The 23,102-nt window shown below is 60.1% G+C and carries 14 protein-coding genes and 1 CRISPR repeat array; of the genes, 9 read left to right on the top strand and 5 right to left on the bottom strand.

Annotated elements, in window-relative coordinates; genetic code table 11:
• Nucleotide 1: 1 nt before the first annotated feature.
• The gene (gene cas1c, locus Enr13x_RS16985; protein WP_145388011.1) at nucleotides 2-1,027 is read left to right on the top strand and encodes a type I-C CRISPR-associated endonuclease Cas1c; all 1,026 of its coding nucleotides are present in this window, start codon (nucleotides 2-4) and stop codon (nucleotides 1,025-1,027) included.
• A gap of 6 nt (nucleotides 1,028-1,033) precedes the next feature.
• Nucleotides 1,034-1,324, top strand: coding sequence for a CRISPR-associated endonuclease Cas2 (gene cas2, locus Enr13x_RS16980; RefSeq protein WP_145388009.1), 291 nt, complete (start codon nucleotides 1,034-1,036; stop codon nucleotides 1,322-1,324).
• 194 nt (nucleotides 1,325-1,518) lie between these two features.
• Nucleotides 1,519-5,238: direct repeats of the CRISPR family, unit length 32 nt; unit sequence GTCGCGCCCCATGCGGGCGCGTGGATTGAAAC.
• An 812-nt stretch (nucleotides 5,239-6,050) separates the two neighbouring features.
• Here cas2 and Enr13x_RS16975 read toward each other — a convergent pair.
• Nucleotides 6,051-7,421 (bottom strand): DUF1559 family PulG-like putative transporter, encoded by a 1,371-nt coding sequence (locus Enr13x_RS16975; RefSeq protein WP_145388007.1) that lies wholly within the window; start codon nucleotides 7,419-7,421, stop codon nucleotides 6,051-6,053.
• A gap of 240 nt (nucleotides 7,422-7,661) precedes the next feature.
• Nucleotides 7,662-9,341 carry a DUF1559 domain-containing protein gene (locus Enr13x_RS16970; RefSeq protein WP_197456087.1) on the bottom strand — a complete coding sequence of 560 codons (1,680 nt, stop codon included), beginning with the start codon at nucleotides 9,339-9,341 and terminating at the stop codon, nucleotides 7,662-7,664.
• A gap of 572 nt (nucleotides 9,342-9,913) precedes the next feature.
• On the opposite strand from Enr13x_RS16970, the gene Enr13x_RS16965 reads away from it, so the two are divergent.
• From Enr13x_RS16965 to Enr13x_RS16950, 4 genes are all read left to right on the top strand, one after another.
• The gene (locus Enr13x_RS16965) at nucleotides 9,914-10,771 is read left to right on the top strand and encodes an alpha/beta hydrolase (RefSeq protein ID WP_145388004.1); all 858 of its coding nucleotides are present in this window, start codon (nucleotides 9,914-9,916) and stop codon (nucleotides 10,769-10,771) included.
• A gap of 543 nt (nucleotides 10,772-11,314) precedes the next feature.
• Nucleotides 11,315-13,291 (top strand): ATP-binding protein, encoded by a 1,977-nt coding sequence (locus tag Enr13x_RS16960; RefSeq protein ID WP_145388002.1) that lies wholly within the window; start codon nucleotides 11,315-11,317, stop codon nucleotides 13,289-13,291.
• A 3-nt stretch (nucleotides 13,292-13,294) separates the two neighbouring features.
• The gene (locus tag Enr13x_RS16955) at nucleotides 13,295-13,759 is read left to right on the top strand and encodes a response regulator (protein ID WP_145388000.1); all 465 of its coding nucleotides are present in this window, start codon (nucleotides 13,295-13,297) and stop codon (nucleotides 13,757-13,759) included.
• A gap of 40 nt (nucleotides 13,760-13,799) precedes the next feature.
• A complete protein-coding gene (locus Enr13x_RS16950; RefSeq protein ID WP_145387998.1) occupies nucleotides 13,800-15,233 on the top strand; it encodes a glycerophosphodiester phosphodiesterase in 1,434 nt (477 codons plus the stop codon).
• Here Enr13x_RS16950 and Enr13x_RS16945 read toward each other — a convergent pair.
• Entirely contained in the window at nucleotides 15,211-17,400 is a 2,190-nt protein-coding gene (locus Enr13x_RS16945; RefSeq protein ID WP_145387996.1) for a prolyl oligopeptidase family serine peptidase, read from the bottom strand. The two genes, Enr13x_RS16950 and Enr13x_RS16945, sit on opposite strands and share 23 nt — an antisense overlap.
• A gap of 27 nt (nucleotides 17,401-17,427) precedes the next feature.
• Nucleotides 17,428-17,715, bottom strand: coding sequence for a hypothetical protein (locus Enr13x_RS16940; protein WP_145387994.1), 288 nt, complete (start codon nucleotides 17,713-17,715; stop codon nucleotides 17,428-17,430).
• Between the two features lie 178 nt (nucleotides 17,716-17,893).
• Between Enr13x_RS16940 and Enr13x_RS16935 the strand changes: the two genes are divergently transcribed.
• Complete coding sequence (locus tag Enr13x_RS16935; RefSeq protein WP_197456086.1) at nucleotides 17,894-19,348, top strand: protein kinase domain-containing protein; 1,455 nt, start codon at nucleotides 17,894-17,896, stop codon at nucleotides 19,346-19,348.
• Between the two features lie 253 nt (nucleotides 19,349-19,601).
• Here Enr13x_RS16935 and Enr13x_RS16930 read toward each other — a convergent pair whose 3' ends face one another.
• Entirely contained in the window at nucleotides 19,602-20,537 is a 936-nt protein-coding gene (locus tag Enr13x_RS16930; RefSeq protein ID WP_145387990.1) for a CBS domain-containing protein, read from the bottom strand.
• Between the two features lie 774 nt (nucleotides 20,538-21,311).
• Here Enr13x_RS16930 and Enr13x_RS16925 point away from each other — a divergent pair.
• Both Enr13x_RS16925 and Enr13x_RS16920 read left to right on the top strand, forming a co-directional pair.
• Entirely contained in the window at nucleotides 21,312-21,896 is a 585-nt protein-coding gene (locus Enr13x_RS16925) for a YceI family protein (RefSeq protein WP_145387988.1), read from the top strand.
• Nucleotides 21,897-21,899: 3 nt separating this feature from the next.
• Entirely contained in the window at nucleotides 21,900-22,826 is a 927-nt protein-coding gene (locus Enr13x_RS16920; RefSeq protein WP_145387986.1) for a hypothetical protein, read from the top strand.
• Nucleotides 22,827-23,102 lie beyond the last annotated feature (276 nt).

The raw sequence follows: 23,102 nt of genomic DNA, 5'->3' as shown, positions 1-23,102 counted from the left end.
GATGAAACGCCATCTCAATACGCTGTTCGTGACCACCGAAGGGAGCTACCTGGCCAAAGACGGTCAGGCGGTCGCGGTCCGAATCGAGAACGAAACGAGGCTGCGGATTCCGCTGCACAACCTCGACGGCATCGTCTGCTTCGGACGCGTCGGATTCAGCTCGGCGCTCGCCGGTGCCTGTGCCGATTCAGGCGTCACCTTGTCGTTGCTCACGCCCAACGGAAAGTTCCTTGCCTCGGTCGTCGGGTATTCACCCGGGAACGTCTTGCTGCGTCGGCAGCAGTACCGTGCCGCCGACGAGGCGGCGGCGACCGCAGAGATTGCTAAGAACGTTGTGTTGGGAAAGATCGCCAATGCCAGAAGTGTGTTGTTGCGAGGTGCCCGAGACCAGAAGTCCGCGGAGGCGGCCGAACGTTTGAGAGCCGTGGCAAAGGGGATGGCCGGGACGTTAAATTTGATCCGCCAGTCGGACGATGTGGACACCGTTCGAGGCTATGAAGGCGAGTCGGCATCGCGATATTTTTCGGCGTTCAGCGAGTTGGTCTCGGTGCCGGAATTTGCGTTCACCAAGCGTTCGCGCCGGCCACCGTTGGATGCGATGAATGCGTTGATGAGTTTTATTTACGCGTTGTTGATGCATGATGCGCGGAGCGCGTGCGAGGCGACAGGGTTGGACGCGGCGGTCGGGTTTTTGCATCGCGATCGGCCGGGGCGTCCCGGTTTGGCGTTGGATTTGATGGAGGAGTTTCGTCCGTTCTTGGCGGATCGGCTGGCGCTTTCGCTGGTCAACCGCAAGCAGGTCAACGGACGGGGCTTCGAAACGACCGAATCGGGTGCGGTACGAATGGATGATGAAACGCGCAAGACGGTGCTGACGGCGTACCAAACTCGCAAGCAGGATGAAATCGAGCATCCGTTCTTGGGCGAGAAGGTTTCGATCGGCATGTTGGTTCACTTGCAGGCTCGGTTGCTGGCCCGGCATTTGCGTGGCGATTTGGATCAGTATCCCCCGTTCATATGGAAGTAGAGTGTCATGCATGTGTTGGTGACTTATGACGTCGCGACGGTGAACTCGGCGGGCAAGCGTCGATTGCGTCGGGTGGCAAAGATTTGTCTGGATTTCGGTCAGCGGGTGCAGAATTCGGTGTTTGAGCTGCATGTCAATCCGGCGCAATGGGCGGAATGCCGGAAGCGATTGATCGAGGCCTGTGAACCGCTGGAGGACAGTTTGCGGTTCTATCAGTTGGGAAATGACTACGGCGCGAAGGTGGAGCACGTCGGTGCCAAGCCATCGTTGGACACCGAAGGTCCACTGATCGTTTGAACGCTGCCGGGCATCATCCGCGAACCCCAAGTGGTGACGCGATTCCGGGGCGGTTCGCGAATGCGTTTGGGGCGGCTAAATGCGGGTTCAGAATGCGCGTCAAGCTAAACGCACAGGGAAATATGCGACAAGCCGTCCCGGTTCGCGGAACATTGAACCTAAACCCCGCCTCCGCAATCGTTTATACTCCCGGCGTCGCGCCCCATGCGGGCGCGTGGATTGAAACTTCGCGCCATTCGTGCAGACTGTTCAAAATCGCGCGTGTCGCGCCCCATGCGGGCGCGTGGATTGAAACTTCAACGCCGTGTTCATCAACGGCGTAACTGTCGGGTCGCGCCCCATGCGGGCGCGTGGATTGAAACACCAGGTCCCACGTAACAAAGTAGGATTTGCCAGTACGTCGCGCCCCATGCGGGCGCGTGGATTGAAACGCCATAGCTATCGATGAAGTTGTTCAGCGTTGCGTCGCGCCCCATGCGGGCGCGTGGATTGAAACACGCGATCGCCCTACAGTGCTCGCGTAGCTGTCGCCGTCGCGCCCCATGCGGGCGCGTGGATTGAAACTTGCGCAAGGAGATTTGTGCAACTGACCTGCGAGTCGCGCCCCATGCGGGCGCGTGGATTGAAACCAAATCCTCTCGCTCGTATCGTGTGAGGATGAAGGTCGCGCCCCATGCGGGCGCGTGGATTGAAACTTGAGCATGGGTCAGCCGAGTTTATCGGTGGTCACGTCGCGCCCCATGCGGGCGCGTGGATTGAAACTCCCTCATCCTCTTCCGTGTTCGGGTCGTCCGGAGTCGCGCCCCATGCGGGCGCGTGGATTGAAACTGTCACACGATCGGCCGAGATTTCGAACCGGAAAGTCGCGCCCCATGCGGGCGCGTGGATTGAAACCTCGATGTAACCGAAAGGGAAGAGACTGTCGTGGGTCGCGCCCCATGCGGGCGCGTGGATTGAAACGTCGCGTTGCCGCGTTCGGCGCGAAGCGCTGAAACGTCGCGCCCCATGCGGGCGCGTGGATTGAAACGTGAACCCCGGCTCGGTCTTCGAGGCCGGCACGTCGGTCGCGCCCCATGCGGGCGCGTGGATTGAAACGCCTTCACGGCGGATTGTGTCGCCGGATTTTCGCGTCGCGCCCCATGCGGGCGCGTGGATTGAAACGCCGAACAATGCGGTGGCGTTGATTAACCGCTGCTCGTCGCGCCCCATGCGGGCGCGTGGATTGAAACAACTCCACCGACTCGACCGACTACGGATCCAAGGCGGTCGCGCCCCATGCGGGCGCGTGGATTGAAACAACGCAGGGTCGGCCGGCAGAATTCCGAGATCCAGGTCGCGCCCCATGCGGGCGCGTGGATTGAAACGGTGCGCGTTGGGCGGCTTGCCGGGCTTGCTGATGTCGCGCCCCATGCGGGCGCGTGGATTGAAACCATTAGTTGACCAATCGAGAGAGGGGGAAGCCCGAGTCGCGCCCCATGCGGGCGCGTGGATTGAAACACCTACTGGCAACATGCGGCCGGTCAAGTGTGATTCACGTCGCGCCCCATGCGGGCGCGTGGATTGAAACGTCGACGACGGTCATTTCGGTGGTTGGGCGGACGTTTGGTCGCGCCCCATGCGGGCGCGTGGATTGAAACTACCTGACACGTTGTCAGTCCACATCACCATGTTGTCGCGCCCCATGCGGGCGCGTGGATTGAAACACCTCGGCCTGCCCCTTGTAGTCGGGTTTCTTGGCGTCGCGCCCCATGCGGGCGCGTGGATTGAAACATCATGGAGGAGTGAACGGACATAGGGTGCCAGGTCGCGCCCCATGCGGGCGCGTGGATTGAAACCTTTTGCACGGACATATCAGCTCGCAACGTTTTGAGTCGCGCCCCATGCGGGCGCGTGGATTGAAACTCGGACCAAGGAAGGTAGAGAGATGACGGCCGCAGCACCGTCGCGCCCCATGCGGGCGCGTGGATTGAAACTCGGAGGGCGGGACATTCAGCTACGACTGGTTCTGTCGCGCCCCATGCGGGCGCGTGGATTGAAACTGCATACTCGAGGGGATCCGCAGAAACGACGTGAGGTCGCGCCCCATGCGGGCGCGTGGATTGAAACCAAAGCGGCCGTCTGGAAATCCACCCCAGGGCCGGGTCGCGCCCCATGCGGGCGCGTGGATTGAAACACAAACTTCAACGAGCCGTTGACGCCCACCGCTTGCCGTCGCGCCCCATGCGGGCGCGTGGATTGAAACCCCGCCAGTCTCCCCGCCGGGATTGTCCGGGTCATGTCGCGCCCCATGCGGGCGCGTGGATTGAAACCACTTCCGCGATTACCCGGTCCAGCGTCCCGCACGATTGTCGCGCCCCATGCGGGCGCGTGGATTGAAACATTGGCACTGGTGACAACGAGCGGTGCATTTGCTCGTCGCGCCCCATGCGGGCGCGTGGATTGAAACCCCGCATGTCCGTATTAGTCGTGCAGGTGCCCACGTCGCGCCCCATGCGGGCGCGTGGATTGAAACCCGAGTTGTGTTTGACACGGAGGTACTGGGCGACGGGTCGCGCCCCATGCGGGCGCGTGGATTGAAACCACGACATCCCCGCGCAACGGCCCAACCAAGATCGGTCGCGCCCCATGCGGGCGCGTGGATTGAAACGCCGTCCACGCCTTTTGCGTGTGCCATCGTCCACAGGTCGCGCCCCATGCGGGCGCGTGGATTGAAACGTCGAGGACGTCAGAGGCCGCCGGCTGGACGACGTCGCGCCCCATGCGGGCGCGTGGATTGAAACCTCAGACGACCCAGAGGCATGGCTTGAGACGGCGACGTCGCGCCCCATGCGGGCGCGTGGATTGAAACGAATTCGCCGCTTAGTTTTTGTTGCTTGCTCACTGTCGCGCCCCATGCGGGCGCGTGGATTGAAACCCAAACGCCCGATACAGTGCCGCACCATCGCGGCGTCGCGCCCCATGCGGGCGCGTGGATTGAAACGCTGGTCGTGTACGCCCGATAGCCTCCCCGCTCCGACGTCGCGCCCCATGCGGGCGCGTGGATTGAAACGCCAACAGACGGCGACGCGATGCGGCCAACGCGATCGTCGCGCCCCATGCGGGCGCGTGGATTGAAACTTCGGCGATCTTGTCGCCCATCGAAACGAACGAATGTCGCGCCCCATGCGGGCGCGTGGATTGAAACCTTCGGATCTTTGTTGATGTGATACCGAGGTTCGTCGCGCCCCATGCGGGCGCGTGGATTGAAACGTCGTAGCTCCTGCCGGTGAGCGTTAGGCTCATCGTCGCGCCCCATGCGGGCGCGTGGATTGAAACGCGTTCCACCTGGTCGGTCATCGTCCGCTCAACGTCGCGCCCCATGCGCGCGCGTGGATTGAAACCCGAAGCACTCGCAATCATGGCAACTCGTTTCGTCGCGCCCCATGCGGGCGCGTGGATTGAAACATCCGCCGCAAACTCCCCCAGGATCGGCAAACCGTCGCGCCCCATGCGGGCGCGTGGATTGAAACATCCACGTCCGATCGGTCCGCAATGCTCGTTTTATGTCGCGCCCCATGCGGGCGCGTGGATTGAAACACGTTGTCGTTAGGCGTCGCGTCCGACGTCGCCCCGTCGCGCCCCATGCGGGCGCGTGGATTGAAACACAGCTAAAACATTCCGCCTTCACGGGCAGACCGTCGTCGCGCCCCATGCGGGCGCGTGGATTGAAACGCCTCGATCACCACCGCGCCGTCGCCGCTGTCGGGTGGTCGCGCCCCATGCGGGCGCGTGGATTGAAACGCCGCCGACGCACTGGAAAAGGCCGACGAGTACGAGTCGCGCCCCATGCGGGCGCGTGGATTGAAACGCCAGTTGGCCATCGAACACTCTATCTCGGTGGTGGTCGCGCCCCATGCGGGCGCGTGGATTGAAACACGTTCTCTGGTTGCTTATCGACCAACGTTTCAGGGTCGCGTCCCACGCGCGGATTTCAAGAGAGGATCTAGTTTGCACCGCGATGGCGGAGTGGCTGAGCGGCTTCATGGCAGCGGTTGCCGCGCGGCAACCGCTGCACTCCAACGCTTAGGCCTTTCTTCGAAGAGAACTGCGGGGTCCAAAGCGTGAGGAGCGAGGCGCAGCCAGGGTGAATTGGCTGGCTGAAAGCGGCCGCCATCGAACAAGCGGAAAGGGGTTTACGTGTCGCGGCAGGGAGTGTTGTCGGTGGCGCGGCAGGCGGGATCGCGGAGAGTGATCCTTTGGATCGAGGGGATGCGCCTGAAGGCTGGACACCAACGACTCCGCAAATCGTTCTAAGTTGAAATTGATGCAGGCCCCGGTTTGGCGGTTCGCAATCGGCGACCCCGGTTCCGGATCAGCCCAAAGCTTTTGCGCTCTATCGTGGCAATCTCTCGATACCCAGATACCGTTTGGCAGGTCGTGGGGAATGACCACGACATGGAGCATTTGGACGCGAAAGAGCACAAAGGATGCAAAAGGGAAGAACGGTGCTTGGGGTGCCGGCGGCGCGGGACGATTTGGACGCTGCAAAAAATTTTCTCCGAGGTACATCAAACGGATGATCGACGGGCGGTTCGATTGCTTCTCCGCGCGACCTTTTGCGTTCTTTGCGCTCTATCGTGGCAATCTCCTTGGCAGGCGTCTGGCGGGTCCGGGCGTTGCGGTGGTTGCAGGGCTTGAAGTCAAACCGTGTGAACGGAGTTTGATTCGTCCGCGGTCAGTTTCCCGGCTAGTTCTTTTTCATCACGTCCATTTCGACCGCTCGGTAAATGTCCGATGGAATCAGCGTGTGCAGGGGCACTTCGTGGATCGTCCCGGATGCGTGTTTCAGTCGAATCGTTTTCCGGTCTTTGATTTCGATGAATTCTGCCGTCAGTTGGGCTCCACTCGTTTTGTCGGTCCAGACCGACGTGTTCATCGATCCACGGTTGGACGAACGAGGCCTGGAAGTCGCCTGCGGAAATTGCACATCGATTCTCTCCGCGCTTGCCCTCGTCCCCAGCGCGCCCCACAATCCGTACGGGCTGGGCATTCCAGGCGACGTGTAGCCAGGGCCGAGGCCCACCCCGGCCTTGGAGGCGTCTCCCGCGTCAATGTTGTCGGTGATGAAGACGACCGATCCATCGGCGATCAAAACGTGAACGCCGTCAGCATGCAGACTGCTTGCCGAAACAATCGGTTCGTCTATCCCGTGCTGCGAAGTGCAGGAGGGTGAATTTGGCGGCAGGACGGTTTGGAACCCGGTGTAAACCGGCCGGCCGTCGGCCCAGCAGCTGCCCCGTCCAAACTCCCAAAATTGCTTTCCATCTGCTTCGGCCGCACGCAAGCATGCTACCGGCGCTTGGCTCAAACCGCGGACGTCGCGAATGATCTCGCTGACCCCGGGATCGCGTTTTTGACTCGACACGACTTCGGAATAAAGAATCGTATTCGACAATCCGTCAAGAAAGTCGCGGAACTTCATTGACTGGCTGGTCATGAACGCGCCGCGGTTGGCGGCGCGCCGATTCCGCGACTCGTTCGCATCGGGCCGACCCTGAACCACCTTGCCTTGCAGCACCGTTCCGTCACCGTAACTGGCAACATAGTCGGCGGTCACACCCATCGCGGTGATCGGAAGCTGCAGCGAACGGATCACCTCGGTTGACTCGGCTTGATCGCCGGGATGCGCCTCGGGACACCGATAGATGTCGGGGCCGCGCCCCCAAGGTTCGTAAACCGCGGGGTCGAACAAGGGGATCGGTCCCATCGGCGGGAAGACCACTCCGGTCCGCTTGTTCTCATGAGGGTTCGCCACGTGCTCCCAAAGTCTCTGCTGTTCACAGAATGGAAGGACGCCGACCAGCGGTCCCAACAAGCCTTGGTTGCTCTTGGCCGGATCGTCGTTTCCGGTCGTTCCACCGGTGCCAGCGGGAAGTTGTTTGTAGGCCGCATGGTAGTTGTGAAACGCGAGCCCGATCGTCCTGAGGTTGTTGGAACAGGCCGACGAACGCGCTTGCACACGCTGTTTGAGAATCGTGCGCGGAACGAGCGACGCAGCCACGGCCACGCAGACGATGACGCCGAGCACATTGGCAAGGCTGGCGGAACGGTTTTTCATGGGGGTTCCCAAAAGGCGGGCGACACGACAGGTAAGGGTAGGAAATGATCGACATCTTTCGCAGAGACGTCGATTGAATCAGTGGCGGAGTTGACCGTATCGGAAGTCGTCAAGACTTTCGCAAGCCGCCGGCCCTCTCTGGCGTTTGCTTGCTGCGCAAACGCCGTCTCTCCCAGAGGGAGAGAGTCTAGATCGGTTGCCAAATCCTGCGGTAAAAGAATCGACGTCCCACCGAAAGGCTTAGCGTGGCGGTGGCAGCCAGTACCAGCGTCCGTTGGCATAGTGCATGACGAAATTGCCGGTCAAATTTCGATCGTTGCCGTTAAACGTCGCCAGCATGCGATTGTCATTGACCTGGATGTTGACTTGGCCGCTCTGGGCAAAAGCGATCGCGTCATCAAATCCCTGAATCAAGATGCCTCGTTTCTGGAAGACAAATGCACTGGCAATCCCCATCTCTTGAACACTCATTTGTGACGCATCGACAAACTGTGTGAGGAATGCGCCGAACTCTTTTCTTTCCAGCAGCCCGACCGCGTCACGCAACTGATCCAACAGTTGATTGCGGGCTTGCAACTTTTCCGCCACCAAGGACTGCACAATCCAATAGGCATCCTCGCCGATCAGGTCAGAAAGCGTCAGATATTTCAGGTCCCCCTTCTCATTGACCAAAACGACGTCGCCTTCTTTTGCACACGAAACAAGCCAACCGTTCATCTTGCCCCGGCCTCCGGCGGCGGTCCATGTTCGGATCGGTTTCTTGCGAACGGCTTCGAGTTGTTCTGCGGGGATCGGACGACGAGGTTCGGTGATCCCGTCGGCACGTTTCCTGACGTCGATCGTCACCGGTTCTTTGTTCGCCCTGGTTCCCAACGCGCCCCACAGACCGTAGGGGCTTTGGGATCCCGGCGGAGTCAACGCCCGGCTCGTCCGCTTGTCGCCGAGTCCGACGCTCGGATGGCTCGGGTCACCCGCGTCGATGGTATTGGCCACGAACCGCACCGCGCCATCGCAAAAGAGCGTGTGTGTGCCGGCGCCGTGGTAGCTGGACGCCGACATCACCGCGGTCTGGTCACCCTGGTCGGAAGTCGCCGACGGCGAACCGGGCGGCAAAATGGTTTGAAACCCGGTTGAACGCAACAGTCCGTCGCACCAGCGTGCTTCCCGCCCGGCCGGCCAAAACTGTTTGTCGCGTTGAGCCTTGATCGCCAAGGAAGGATCGAACGGCAATCCGGCAACATTCTTTGCCACACGCAACCCCGCGACTTTGGACTCCGCGAGCATCAAGGTGTTGGAAAGACCGTCCAGCACGTCTCGAAACTTGTATTCCCGTTGTTTTCCGAAAACGCCGCGATGGGTCGCTCTGGCGAGCATCGCCGAACGAGCGTCATTGGGGTTCGGCCAGTCGCCGCGACCGTAGAACACTTTTTCGACTCCGTCGCCATAATTCATCACGTAGCTGGAAGCGAGCGAGTCGGTCTGTGCCTGGCGATCGTCCGGACAAACCAAACGGTTCGGACGCAATGACCAAGGCGTGTAGGCCTGTGCGTCGAACCAAGGAACGGGGCCCATCGCAGGAAATTTGTTGGAACCACTGTGCAGAGGATTCGAAATCATTTCCCAAAGTTTCTGCTCCTCCATGAAGGGAGACATCGCGACGAAAGCACTCAGCCGACCGGCGTTGCCGCGTTTCGGTTGATCGACACCCCCGGTATCGGTTCCCCCGGAGCCGACGGGAAATTGCTTGTAGGCGGAGTGATAATTGTGAACCGCTAAACCGATTTGCTTGAGATTGTTTTCACAGCTACTCTGCCGCGACGCGCCACGCTGGCGGGCGATTCCCATCGACAACAGCGATAGCATCAAAACACAAACCACGAACACGGCGATGGCGTCGACGGAATTCCAATTGCGTTTCACTGATGGTTCCTCGGCTGAGTGGCTGATTTCATGCGGCATCAGTTTACACGTTGCAATGAGGCTCGTGGGCGGCTGAAGCCTGCACACCAGCGCCGCGGAAGTCGTCAAGGCTTTTGCAGCGCCGGCCCTCTCTGGCGTTTGCTTGCTGCGCAAACGCCGTCTCTCCCAGAGGGAGAGAGTCTAAATCGAAAAAGCTGCCGCAATAGAGCCGTCTCTTCCAGAGGGAGAGAGTCTAAATCGAAAAAGCTGCCGCAATAGAGCCGTCTCTTCCAGAGGGAGAGAGTCTAAATCGAAAAAGCTGCAGCAATAGAATCGACGTCCCATGCAGCGACAGGGGCGGCTGGATTTTTTGACCACCCCATTTTTTGACCCTCGTCTCGTCGTGCTCACTCCTCCACACCGCTGCTCTTGTTGCTGACCATCATTCTGCCCCGAATCATTCTGCCATCCTTCTGCCGCTCCCTAAACGCCCTGGCCAGCGTGATCCTTCCTCTGCAAGGGTGCCGCGGTTGCGTTAAGTTGTTGGTCTTGGCACGTTTGATTCACCACCACTGACGCGGGACGACTCTCCGATGCGACACACTTGGCTGATTTGCGGGCTGGCGATTTGCCTTTCCTGGGGGACTTCGGTGCGAGCCGAGGTCACGATCACACCGGACGTCGTCTATGGCCACAAGTCGGGATTGGCGATGACGATGGACGTGTTCACTCCGACCGAAAACGTCAACGGGGCGGGTGTGTTGTTCATGGTCAGCGGCGGTTGGTATTCCCGCTGGCAGCCGCCGGAGCAGATGCAGGATCGGTTCAAGCCGTTGACGGACAAGGGGTTCACGGTGTTTGCCGTTCGCCATGGCAGCAGCCCCAAGTTCTCGATCCCCGAAGCGGTTTCGGATGTTCGCCGTAGCGTCCGGTTCATTCGCAAGAACTCGGATCGGTTCCAGATCGATCCGCAGCGGTTGGGTGTCTACGGCTACAGCGCTGGCGGGCATCTGTCGTTGATGTTGGGGACGGCATCGGATGATGGCGATCCGGCGGCGAAGGACCCGGTGGACCGGGTTTCCAATCGTGTCGCCGCGGTTGTGGCGTTTGTCGCGCCGACCGATTTGCGGATCATGGTCAAGGACGCGCCCGATCGGCTGGACGCCTACGCGCGGTTTCCGGCATTGGATCTCGATTTGAAGGCGGCCGAAGCTGATTCACCGCTGGTCCATGTCACCCCGGACGATCCACCGACGTTGTTGATCGCCGGGGACAAGGATGACCTGGTGCCGATCGAGCACAGTCGAAACATCCAGGCCGCGTTTGAGCAAGCCGATGTCACCAGTCGGCTGATCGAAGTCGCCGGCGCGGGGCACGGGTTTCGAGGCGAAGACGCTCGTCGGTCGACCGCATCGATGGTGGAATGGTTTCAGTCGCAGCTCGCTCCGTAGGACGCGATGACGTTCGACGTTTGTGAGAGAGTGAGGGGCGGGATTTTTCTTGTGCACCATTGACAAGACCTGAGGTCACTGTCTCTTTTCGTGAGGGTCGGACGCGAGGTACGATCAAGCGAGGAAGGTTCCTTGTGTTGCGGAATCATTCGATGACGTAGGCAGACCCTCCCCTCGCTGCGCTCTATCGAAAGGTTTTAGCGGAACGGCGCGAGCGGGCCGGTCGTTTTTGTGAGCCGCGGGCGCGTAAGCGTCCGGGCACTGCGACGCTGCCCGAGGCCTTACCGCCAGCGGCTCACCGTTGCCTCGGCCAATCCCACTATAACGACAGCCCGCGAGCCGTCCGGTGGCGTTTCAAAAACACGGTGAAAGACCGGAGGGCTCGCGCCCTTCCGCGAACAAAATACGCTTCGCTTGGCGTCTAAGTCGATGGCGGCAGGGCGGTGGGCATCGGCGACTGCACGCGTTCGACGGGCAGAGGGTACAATCAGGGTGAAAGCATGAAGTGAAAGGCCCACGGTCCCTCTCTTGGTTGGCTCTCTGATGACCAGTCCCGGTTCAAGTTCGGTCGACGCAGAGCAGAAAACGGCTGAACTGGTCGGGACGCTTTGGATCATTCTTGTTGCCAGTCTGTCCGTGCACGTTCTGACTTTGGTCGCGGCACGCTGGCAGTTCGCGGATTTGAGTTGGCCGCAAGAGCCGTTTCATTCGAGCGTTGAGATGGCCGGGGCGATCGTGGCACTGGGGGTCGCATGGATGCTGGTGTCGTTGGAACGGCTTCAATCCGGCACCAGCTACAACACGTGGATCGCGTCGGCGCTGGTCGGCATGGGGGTTTTGGACGGACTGCACGCGATGGTCCATCAGGGGGCGACGTTTGTTTGGCTGCACAGTCTGGCGACGGTCACCGGTGGACTGCTGTTCGCGATGGTCTGGTTGCCCCAGGATCGGAAACGGCAGACGCAGTCGTGGCCGTGGATCGTCCTGTGCCTGTCGCTGACCGTTGGCGTCGGGTCGATTCTGCTGGGGGATTATCTTCCCAAGATGACCGAGGGCAGTCAGTTCACACCGCTGGCACAGCAAATGAACATCGGCGGCGGGCTGTTGATGTTTGCGGCTGCGGTGCGGATGGTGTTGACCTACCGCAAGACCGGCAATCAGGACGACCTGCTGTTCTGTTTGCACTGCACGCTGTTCGGTGCCGCCGCGGTCATGTTCCAGCAATCCAAGCTTTGGGATTTGCCTTGGTGGGGATGGCACTTTTTGCGGCTGGTCGCCTACGGCGTCGCGCTCTGGTTTGTGATCAAGACCGACGCTCGGACGGCGCGGGCCTTGCAACGTCGGGCGGCCGATCAAGCGCGTGTTGAGGCGTTGAAGGAGAACGCGGAGCAGCTCAAACAGACCAACGCCAAACTGCGCCGCGAGCAGTTCTTGATCAATTCGCTGGTCAACACGATTCCCGATGCCGTGTTCTTCAAAGACCGCCAAGGCCGGATCCTGCGCGCCAACCAAGCGATGGCACGCGATGCGGGATTCGATCACCCCGACGAGTTGATCGGCAAGACGGACGAGCAAATCTGGGCCGGCGAGTTGCACAGTGAAACCGCGGTCGACGAACAGAAGATCATGGAGACCGGGGAAGCGATCGTCAACAAAGAAGAAATGCCGATGCGCAGTGGAGGCCCACAGCGTTGGGTGCTGGTCACCAAGATGCCCCTGTACGATGAAGAAAATCAGATCACGGGGCTGTTCGGCGTCGCCCGCGACATCACGGAAATCAAGTTGCAGGAGCTTGAACGAGAACGCCAAGCCGATGCATTGGCCAAGGCCAAGGAGGCACTGGAGCGGAGCAATGCCGATTTGCAACAATTCGCCTACGTCGCGTCGCATGATTTGCAAGAACCGTTGCGTGCCGTCGCCGGACATTGCCAGTTGTTGGAAATGGCATTGGCCGACAACAGCGATGAACGTGTCAACAAGTTTCTCCGTCACGCGGTCGACGGTGCAAAACGGATGCAGCAGTTGATCAACAATCTGCTGGACTACTCCCGTGTGCAATCTCGCGGCCGAGAAATGGTCGCCGTCGACATGCATGGCGTCGTCGATGACGCCATGAAAAATCTGGCCGTCGCGATCGAAGAACATGACGCGGTGATCCAGATCGACGATCTGCCGAGGATCAAGGGCGATCGGGGCCAGCTGGTTCAGTTGTTCCAAAATCTGATCGGCAACGCGATCAAGTTCTGCGGTGATGACGCGCCGAGCCTTCGGATCGCGGCCGAGCGTGAAGCGGACCGGTGGCGTTTTTCGGTCCGCGACAATGGAATCGGACTTGAAGCGGAATACCAAGACAGGATCTTTGTCATTTTTCAACGGCTGCACGGACGGAGCCAGTATCCTGGGACCGGTTTAGGACTCGCCATCGCTAAGCGCATCGTCGAGCGTCACGGCGGACGAATTTGGGTGCAGTCCGAACCGGGCTCGGGCAGCACGTTCTTTTTCACTCTTTTGCCGGCTTGAATCATGACTCAGCGAGACGACTTTCTCGATGCGAAACGTAACATTGAAGTGTTGCTGGTCGAAGACAGCCCCAGCGATGCGATGCTGACGATCGAGGCGTTGCGTGAAGGTTGTGTGACGGAACGGTTGTATCATGTTGAAGATGGTGTGGAAGCATTGGCTTATCTGCGACGCGAAGGCAAGTATTCCGAGGTGGGACGCCCCGACGTCGTCTTGCTGGACTTGAACATGCCACGTAAAAATGGCCACGAAGTCCTCAAGGAGATTCGCGCCGACCACGTCTTGCAGTTTCTGCCCGTGATCGTGCTGACGACTTCCGATGATGAACGCGACGTGCTGGAAGCCTATGGCGAAAATGCCAATTGCTACATCACCAAACCCGTCGATCTGAACGCCTTCGTTCGGGCGATGCGATCACTTGGGGATTTCTGGTTGAAATGGGTCACCTTGCCGCCGCGCACGATTTAGACCCACCGTTTTGATTCATTGCCACCAGAGAGTTGCCCCGATGCCACTGCGGTTGATCCTTTTGTTTAGCGCCGTGATGGCGCTGTTGTCGCCTGTTCACGCCCAGAAACCCAACATCAGACAGGCCCCTGCCAACAGACAGGCCCCTGCCAACAGACAGGCCCCCGCTACCATCGAGCGTTTTGACGGCGCGGGGAATCTGCCGCCGGGCTGGTCGGTGGTTTCCGGCGACTGGAAACAGACCGATGGGGCGTTGCTGGCACGCTCGATGGATTCGGACAGCTACATCACGTTCGGCGATCCGAGTTGGAGGAACTATGAAGTCGAAGCGACGTTGACGTTTTTAAAAGTCCGCGATCCCGCGCGTTGGGTTTCGCTGTTGGTGCGGGCCTCCGAAGACGGTGCGACTCCGTGGTCGCAAGTGCCGGTTCGGTTTGATGCGACGCGAAAGAACGGCGTGGAGTTTGCCGTCCGGACCAGCCCGCGTCAGTGGAGCGTCCGCCAGACCGCCGCGGCGTCGCAGGCCTGTGAATTGAATCGACCCCGGCGGCTGAAAGCGATCGTTCGCCAATCGTTCGTCGAAGTCTACTTGGACGGGCACCAGGTCTTGAGCAGCCATTATTGTGTCGACCGAGATCGCGGCTGTGTGGGCTTGGGCGTGAGCGGATGCATCGCCCGTTTTGATGACGTTTCGGTGCGACCGTTGCCCGAGGACGGTGGCGATGTCGCGGCGCCCGTGGTGCGCTCTGAAGTGGTTGCCCATCGCGGTTATTCGGCTGTCGCGCCGGAGAACACCTTGGCCGCGATCGACGAGGCGATTCGGGTGGGGGCCAGCGGCTGCGAATTCGATGTCTATCGCTGCGCTGACGGGACGGTCGTCTTGATGCACGACAAGACCGTCGATCGCACCACCGACGGAACCGGACGCGTCACCGAACTCAGCCTTGAACGTCTGCGTCAACTCGATGCAGGGGCGTGGAAAGCGGCGCGTTTCGCCGGGGAAAAGGTACCGACGCTGAAAGAGGCGCTGGGCCGGCTTCGCGGGACCGGCTGCCAACCCGTGATTGAAATCAAGATGGAAGGGATCTCTCAACAGGTGATCGACGACGTCCGCGAATTGGACATGGTCGATCAAGTCGCGGTGATCGCATTCAGTCCACAGGTGGTCCGCGAGATCCGTGAATTGGAACCGCAACTGGCCTGTGCTTGGCTGTACGGCAAATCCGTTGAGGGCACGCCGGCACAGCAAGCCGATTGGTTGCAGACGCGCGCCAAACAATGCAACGCAACGATCCTGGATTTGAACTACAAACTCCTTTCGCCGGAGCTGGTCGCCGAGCTGAAGCAACGCGGTCTGGCGGTTTGGACCTGGACCGTGAACGAAGCCGCCGTGATGGGGGCGCTGCGTCGTTGGGGGGTGGACAGCATCACGACCGATCGGCCGAATCTGCTCACTGCGGCCGTTGAACCTTGACACCCAAGTGATGAAACAGAAACGCGCAGGTATCCACCACCTGTTCGATCTTCTGGGACAGACCGGAATCGCCGCCGTGTCCGGCGTTGGCACTGGTGCGCAACAGCACCGGCAGACCCGACGTCGATGCCGCTTGCAAGCGTGCCGTCATTTTGCGTGATTGCATCGGATCGACACGCGGGTCGTTGGCGCCGGTGAAGAAAATAACCGCCGGGTAGTCTGTGCCGTCTTTGACGTTGTGAAACGGCGAATACGCCCGCATGGCGTTGAAGTGGTCGGGGTTTTTGACCGTGCCGAATTCGGGGATGTTGAACGATCCGTTGGGCGACAATTCGACCCGCAGCATGTCGTAGATTCCGACCGAGGAAACCACGCACCGGGCCAGGTCCGGATGCTGGGTCAGGGTGGCGCCCATCAACAATCCACCGTTGGATCCGCCCATGATCGCCAGCTGGTCCGAGGTCGTGTATCCGTTGTCGATCAAGTAGCGGGCCGCGGCGTAGAAGTCGTCAAAAACATTTTGTTTTTTGGTCAGGTTGCCGTCCAAATGCCAGGCTTCGCCATATTCACCGCCGCCGCGCAGGTTGGCGACGACATAAGTGACCCCCTGTTCGAAAAGCACCTTGTTGCTGGCGTTGAATCGCGGCGTCAAATTGATGCCGTAACCGCCGTAACCGTACAGTACACACGGGCCTGGGCCGTTGGCCGACGCCGGTCGCATGATATTGACCGGCACTTTGGTTCCGTCTTTTGAAACGGCGAATTTGCGCGTCACACGCACGTCGCTCAGGTCGACCGGGGACTTGCTGGAGAGTGGCGTTTGAGTCGTCGTTTCACTCGATGCGTCGTAGTGAAACCAAAGTGTCGGATCGACGTAGGAGCTGTTGTAAAACAGGATGTCATCGCCGGTCAGCGGCTCCAGTCCGCCGACACTGGAGATCGGCAATTGTGTGGGCTTGGGCAACGTGTTGCCGTCACGATCGTAGACGCGGATTTCCGAAGGGCCGCCGAGTTGGTAGGTGACGTAGATCCGGTTGTCGGTCGCCACCAAGCTGGGAGGTGCACGATAGAAACTGGTCACGATCGTGTCGTCACCCTCGGGGATCAACGGTTCGGTCAGCGATTGGGTCAGCGATTCAGTCAACGCACCCTTGGAGGTCACCGTTGAAATGCGAACGATTTTGCCGCGTGGGGCTGCCTCACGCGTGATCGCCAGAATATCGCCGCTGGGTTCGAAGGTGGCTTGGACGAGTTTGTCCCCGAAACGACTGAACTGCGTCCAGGTCCCGTCGGATCGTCGCAAGTAATGCGCGAACTCGCCGCCGTCACCGTTCTGGACGTTGCAGAGCACGTTGCCCGTTTCCGCGTGAACCTCGACTTCGATCTCGGCGATGCGTGGAAAGTCCGTTCCCAATTCGAATCGATCTTCGGCGCTGTCGGTTCCGAGTTGGTGGTAATAAAGTTGTTGGTAAAAATTCAGATCGACCTCCGGACGCTCGCCCGGACGGGGGTGCCGCGTGTAATAAAACCCCTTGCCGTCGGGTGCCCAGGCCAAATCGCCACCGGCCGTCCCCGAGTTCACGCGTGGGACGATTTCGAAGACGCGTTCGCCGCTGGTGGAATCGAACACCGACACGTCCCCGACTTCGCTGCCGCCGCTGGACAACGAGATCGCGACGAGTGATCCATCGGGGGACGGTTCGAACCAGTCGACCGAGGTGGTGCCTTCGCTGTCGACCTGGTTCGGGTCAAACAGCGTGCGAGCCTGGTTCAGGTCATCGAGTGAATCGAAGGTGATCAAGAACGGCTGCTCCTTGGGCGGCTGATTCTTCATCGCAAAGTAGCGGCCGGCGGCAAAGCGGACGCCGCCGTACGAATCAAGTCGTGCGGACATGATCTCGGTCACGCGGCGGCGAATCGCATCGACGCCCGGCAGAGCGTCCAGGAACTCCCGCGCGTACGCATTCTGATCTTCGCTCCAACGTTGCACCTCCGCGTCGTTCCAGTCTTCCAGCCAGCGATAGTCGTCCGCCACGTCGATTCCATGGTAGGTGTCGACGGTCGGCGAGGTGCGGGTCGCGGGAGGCTGTGCGACATTGGGGTGGGACGACAAAACGGTGATCACTCCGGCAATCAGAAACGTCAGAAACGCGTGATGGATGGTCATGGAGACACTCAAGTGTTGGGTTCACAGTCAGGCTGAGGGTGAAGCTGTCGTGAACACGGAAATTGCGGCGATACCCCGACATGAAATGTCGTAACGCAATGTATCGATTTGTGTCCTGGCGTAGGATTGCCTCGATGGCGGGGCGACGAAGCCATCGTTTGGACGCTCGTCGGTGACGTCAAAGTGATAAAAAAACGGCCAGAACAGGGCGTTGAACGACAGGATTGTGTTAAATCGGTCGTGTTTTATTGATTGCGGTTCGGTCGAGGTGCGCCGATTCGGGCGGCCGTCTCGGTGAGATTTGCCGGTGGTCATCGGACGTATCGAGCGACCAATCCCGCAGAAGGACTGCTATACTAACGTGTGTAGCAAGGAGTGACATCGCAGCGTTCCGGGCCGTTTCAGGTCCGAGACGGCCTTGCCGCTCATTACTCCGCTTTTCTGCGATTTCGGGGCATCGCACTGTTCGAATTTCATGCATGGATCGCCAGTGATGATTGGTCCGAATCCGAATCGTTCGACCTTCGTCCCTATTCACCGCAATCAGTCGGATCGACTGGCCCGGACGTCATGCAACATCTCGGACAAGCTTCAATTGTCTCTGCAGCGACTTGAAGCGACCGGCGCCTTTGATTCCGGTCAGATTCGATTGATCGAAGAGGAGTACGCGGCGCTGTGGAATTCGGAAGACTCGTTCCACCACATTTCGTTGCTGCAACCCGGTGATCAGATTGAGCATTTTGTCATCGATCAACTGTTGGGTTGTGGCGGCGAGGCGCACGTGTTTCGTGCGCACGAATCGGGAACGGGAAAAGTCTTCGCGATCAAAGTGCTTCACAACGCGCGGACGAGTGAACGGTTCCATCGTGAAATGAAGATGGTGCAGCAGGTGGCGCACCCCAACATCGTCACCGCCTATGAGGTCGGCACGATTCACGGGATGCCCTACATCGCGATGGAGTTGATGCAGGGGCCGGATTTAAACGCCCTGATCGCCGACAGCGGGCCGATCGATTGGCGACAATCCTCGGCCTTCGTTTTGCAGATCGTCCGCGCGCTGGCTCACGCCCATTGCCGCGAACTGGTCCACCGAGACATCAAGCCGGGCAACATCATTCTGAACGGGGGGGGGCAAGTCAAACTGGTCGACTTGGGACTGGCGTCGATGCGAATCGGGTCGTACGAAGAAGAGACGCGGTCGATCAATTTGACGGGGAAAGCGCAGATCGCCGGAACGTTGCCGTACATGGCCCCCGAGCAGGCCAAGTCGCTCTCCAAGGCCGATCTGCGCTCGGACATCTACAGCCTTGGCGCGACTTGGTTTTACTTGTTGACCGGGAAAATCCGCGTCCGCGGTAAAACGTTCTCGCGACAGTACCGAAATCTGGTTGCCAAACGGCGGTTTCGTGACATGCCCGCCGACAGTTTGCCGCCCAATCTGCACCAGGTGTTTTCCAAGATGGTCGCCTACGATCGGCGTCAGCGCTACCAGAGTTGTTTGGCGTTGGAGCAGGATTTGGAGCGCGCGTTGGAGGACTTGGGGCAAAACGTGACCTCACACCAGCTCAGCGTGCTGATCGTTGAAGACAGCCAATCGGACATGTTGTTGGCGGTCGAATTGCTCAAGATGGCCAACGACAGTTTGATGATTCATCAGGCAACCAGTTTGTCCGAAGGGATCAAGATCCAAGCCGAGCATCACGTTGACCTGGTCTTCCTGGATCTGACGTTGCCCGACAGTGCGGGGGTGGCGACGGTGGAGCAGTTCCGTGCCCAGCACGGCGAGGTGCCGATCGTGGTCCTGACGGGACTCTCCGACGAACAGGTCGCCGAGGCCTGTGTCAGCGCGGGGGCGACCGACTTCATTTCCAAAGATGACTTGACCGCCCACAAGCTTGAACGCGTGATCTTCGTCACCTTCTCGCGGCACGCTTCGCTGGACGAGTGACCGGAGCACGATTCGGCAGCCGTTGGTGTCCAGGCTTCAGACGCTCGCTTTAGACGCTCCGCGGCGTCGCCGGACGGCTCGCGCCCAACGCCACTTACTTTGACGCGTCAGCGGGGTGTTTTTGTTAGCGGTAGGGCGCGAGCCCTCCGGTCTTTCACGGTGGTTTTGAAACGCGACCGGACGGCTCGCGCCGTTCCGCTAACAAAAAACGTCCGGCGTGGCGTCGACCGATCGATCGCCTCGAACACCCGCCTCAGCGCATCGATGGCGGGAGCGAGTCGGCCAGGGGGCTCAAGTACAGCGGGCTCGCTTGGTGTCGGGCGGGGTCGGGGCGCAACAGATCGGCGGCGGCTTCCAGCAAGTCGCGTCGGCTGATCTGGCCGACCAGCGTGCCGCCGCTGACGATCGGAACCCGTCGATAGGGCGAGTTCAAGAACAGCTGGGCGATTTGCAGGATGTCTGCGTTGGGGCCCAACGTGAGCGCCGTGGTATCGGCAAACTCGCCGACTTCGCGGTCCTTCGCCGACTCGCTGATCGACTCCGACGCACCGTTGCGGCGGACGCGATCGGCGACTTCCAAGGCGATGCGATGTTGGGCGCGCAAGACGTCGCGTCGGCTGACCTGACCGGCCAGCTTTTCACCGTGTAGGATCGGCAGTCGACGATACGGCGTTTCTTCAAACTTCCTGGCGACGTCGTGCAGGCAATCGTTCTCGTCGATGATGCGATTGCGGTCCAGGTTCATGTACGAACCGACGTTGGTGCCGGGCACTTGATCGTAGAGCGCGGCGACCAGCACTCGCATCGCCGTTTTCTCGGAAAAGATCCCCAAGAAATTCCCATTGGCGTCGACGACCGGGGCACCGGAAATGCGTTTGCTGAGAATGTGATCGATCGACCGAAAGACGTCGTCATCTTGTGAAAGCGTGATCAAATCTCGTTTCATGAACTCGCGGACCTTGGGCGCGCTGATTCCTAGTTCGATCGCGGCGGCCACCGAACCGCTGAGCGCCTTCATGCAGGCCTTTTCGCTGAACACGCCGACGTATTGGTTCTGATCGTCCACCACCGGCGCGCCGGAAATGTTGTCACGCAACAACCTCGCGACTCCGTCGAGCACCTTGGTGTGTGGGGAAAGCGTCACCAATTTGCGACGCATGAAATCCTGAGCCACTTTCACTTCGTTCATTTCAAGCCTCTCGCAGATTAGATAAGTACTTCAAAAAAAGATGCGGTCGAAATCGCGATCCACCCGCCGCCGAGCGACCCCGCGCCTACACGCCCCCTGCAGTAACTATAACGAACTCACCGACCAGTTGCGACATTCTGTCAACTTGACAGATTTTTTTTCTTCTCACCCTGTATGCCCCGCAGCCAAGGGGAGCGACCTCAGTCCTGAGACGTCCAGTCACCCTCCTTCGGGACGTCGATTGTTCAAGTGGCGGAGTTGATCGTAGCGGACGTCGTCAAGACTTTCGCGAGCCGCCGGCCCTCTCTGGCGTTTGCTTGCTGCGCAAACGCCGTCTCTCCCAGAGGGAGAGAATCCAAATCGGTTGCCAAATCCTACAGCAGTGCAATCGACGCCCCCGTGGGAGGGCCACGCAGTTTTTAGTCGTTGATCGGACAGGGTTTTGGTTGCTCTCGCCCCATCGGGGGCGAACGCAGCGAGGAGAGGGGTTGCTTGGGGGTGCCCCGGAAGAGTGAAGTGAACGCCGCGATTCACGGATCGACCTCCCCTCGCTTCGCTCGACCCTCCTGCCAGGAGGGTGACGTTTAAAGCTGCACGACCTGGCCAGGGAGGGTGACTTGCGTTGTGTCGATTCCGATGCGGGATCGGCGGTGGCTGCGAGAACCTGCCTGTCAGCCCCGGTGCGACTTTGGTTTTGGTATACAGTTCCGATCTGGCGCGAGTTGCGCGTGTGGCTCGTCGACCGAGTTCGATTCCTGTTTCAAAGAATGATTGATGCGACATCACTTTACGAGTTTGGTTTTGACTCTCCTGTTGGGCACGCTGTTCGCTGCCGGCGGTTCGTCGGTTTCGGCAGCCGACGTCTACGACTATGACGGGGTGCACTCCTCGGTCAGTTTCAAGGCTCGGCATCTGGACATCAGTTGGATCCATGGCCGATTCAATGAGGTCTCCGGCACGTTTTCGCTGGACCGCGAAGATCCTTCGAAGTCGACGTTTTCGTTGACCATCAAAACCGATAGCGTCGACACGGCCAACAAGGCCCGCGATGAACACCTGCGCCAGCCTGACTACTTTGACACCAAGCAATTTCCCACGATCGAGTTCCGCAGCACCAGCGTCAAGGCGATCGATGGCGGTTACGAAGTCACCGGAGACTTCACGATGCACGGCACGACCAACTCGATCACGCTGGTCTTGATGGGCGGCAAGGAACACGATTTCAAGAAGGTCAAACGCGTCGCATTCTCCACCGAGCTTGAACTCAAACGAAGCGATTACGGGTTCGACAAGCGAGCCATCGGCCCGATCGGCGACGCCGCGTTGATCATGATTGATTGCGAAGGCGTGCGCGAATAACGCATGCCCGATCCGCTGTTGTATGTCCAGGCGACCGTGGCTGCCGCGGTCGCCAGCGCCCTGATCGTCTTGGCGTTGTTGGGGCCGCGAAAGTCACCGACGGCCGCGTGGCGCAACGCGACCTGTGGGATCGCGATCACCGTCGGCTTGACGGTGGGACTGTGGGTCGAATCGCTGCATGTGGCGATGCCGCCGGCCAGCGGCCTGGACCGCTTGTTATGGATCGTCATCCCCGCGGCTGTGTTGATCGAGTCGATCGCCGCGGTGCCGCGTTTCGCCTCTCGAATTGCTTGGCTGCTTCGGATCAGCCTGGTGTTGCTGGCGCCGCGGATTTTGCTGCACGGTTCGGTCTACTTGAGCGATCCCGAGGAATGGTCCGTCTGGCAAGCCGCGCTGTCGATCGGTGTCTGCTGGGTGTTGTTGGCCACCTGTTGGGGACGGTTGCTTGCGTTGGCCAGACGAAGCCCCGGGGTCTCGATCCCGTTGAGCCTCTGTTTGGCACTTCAGTGTGCCGCCGCGACGGTGATGATGGCGGGGTATTTAAAAGGCGGCGAGGCGGCGATGCCGATGGTCGCTGCGTTGTTGGGCGCCACGCTCGTGGTCTGGGCGATCAGCAGGCGGCGACGAGCGAAGGACGCCGCGCGGGATGTGGTGCCGCCAACCGTTCTGATCGGCGTCGGCGTGATCAGCTTGTTTGGCGTTCTGTTCATCGGCCACTTTTTTGGACGCGTGTCCGGCGGACGCGCCCTGGCGATCGGCGTTGCGCCGCTGTTGTGCTGGGCGACCGAATGGGCGCCGCTGAGGCACAGGCGGCCTTGGATCGTGGGGGCGATTCGGCTGGCTCTGGTGGCGGTTCCGCTGCTCGTCACACTGGCCATGGCCAAGCGTGATTTTGACCGCGATCTGGCGCCGCTGGTCGTGCTGTTTTGAAGTCGCGCTCTTGGCGAGAGACGTCAATTGGATAAGTGACGGAACTAGCGAGTGGGATAGGCTTCCAGCCTGTCATTTCAGCATCGACGAGCCTGGAAGCCTATCCCATTTATTTTCCGTGTGTCGCGAAGACGATGGCAGCGCCGGCGCTCTCTGGCGTTTGCTTGCTGCGCAAACGCCGTCTCTCCCAGAGGGAGAGAGGCTCAATCGGTTGCCAAGCGCTGCAGCAAACGAATTGACGTCCCGCGGGAGGTTGACTTTCGTCGTGCCGATCGC

This window comes from Stieleria neptunia (assembly GCF_007754155.1).
Lineage (GTDB): Bacteria > Planctomycetota > Planctomycetia > Pirellulales > Pirellulaceae > Stieleria > Stieleria neptunia.
The sequence above is the reverse complement of the archived record's forward strand: the minus strand, read 5'-3'. Positions and strand labels throughout refer to the sequence as shown.

What these genes read in the sequence shown, in the direction of transcription:
- cas1c (WP_145388011.1), top strand. Translation starts at nt 2, where the DNA reads ATGAAACGCCATCTCAATACGCTGTTCGTGACCACCGAAGGGAGCTAC.
- cas2 (WP_145388009.1), top strand. Translation starts at nt 1,034, where the DNA reads ATGCATGTGTTGGTGACTTATGACGTCGCGACGGTGAACTCGGCGGGC.
- Enr13x_RS16975 (WP_145388007.1), bottom strand. Translation starts at nt 7,421, where the DNA reads ATGAAAAACCGTTCCGCCAGCCTTGCCAATGTGCTCGGCGTCATCGTC.
- Enr13x_RS16965 (WP_145388004.1), top strand. Translation starts at nt 9,914, where the DNA reads ATGCGACACACTTGGCTGATTTGCGGGCTGGCGATTTGCCTTTCCTGG.
- Enr13x_RS16960 (WP_145388002.1), top strand. Translation starts at nt 11,315, where the DNA reads ATGACCAGTCCCGGTTCAAGTTCGGTCGACGCAGAGCAGAAAACGGCT.
- Enr13x_RS16955 (WP_145388000.1), top strand. Translation starts at nt 13,295, where the DNA reads ATGACTCAGCGAGACGACTTTCTCGATGCGAAACGTAACATTGAAGTG.
- Enr13x_RS16950 (WP_145387998.1), top strand. Translation starts at nt 13,800, where the DNA reads ATGCCACTGCGGTTGATCCTTTTGTTTAGCGCCGTGATGGCGCTGTTG.
- Enr13x_RS16945 (WP_145387996.1), bottom strand. Translation starts at nt 17,400, where the DNA reads ATGACCATCCATCACGCGTTTCTGACGTTTCTGATTGCCGGAGTGATC.
- Enr13x_RS16940 (WP_145387994.1), bottom strand. Translation starts at nt 17,715, where the DNA reads ATGACCACCGGCAAATCTCACCGAGACGGCCGCCCGAATCGGCGCACC.
- Enr13x_RS16935 (WP_197456086.1), top strand. Translation starts at nt 17,894, where the DNA reads ATGATTGGTCCGAATCCGAATCGTTCGACCTTCGTCCCTATTCACCGC.
- Enr13x_RS16930 (WP_145387990.1), bottom strand. Translation starts at nt 20,537, where the DNA reads ATGAACGAAGTGAAAGTGGCTCAGGATTTCATGCGTCGCAAATTGGTG.
- Enr13x_RS16925 (WP_145387988.1), top strand. Translation starts at nt 21,312, where the DNA reads ATGCGACATCACTTTACGAGTTTGGTTTTGACTCTCCTGTTGGGCACG.
- Enr13x_RS16920 (WP_145387986.1), top strand. Translation starts at nt 21,900, where the DNA reads ATGCCCGATCCGCTGTTGTATGTCCAGGCGACCGTGGCTGCCGCGGTC.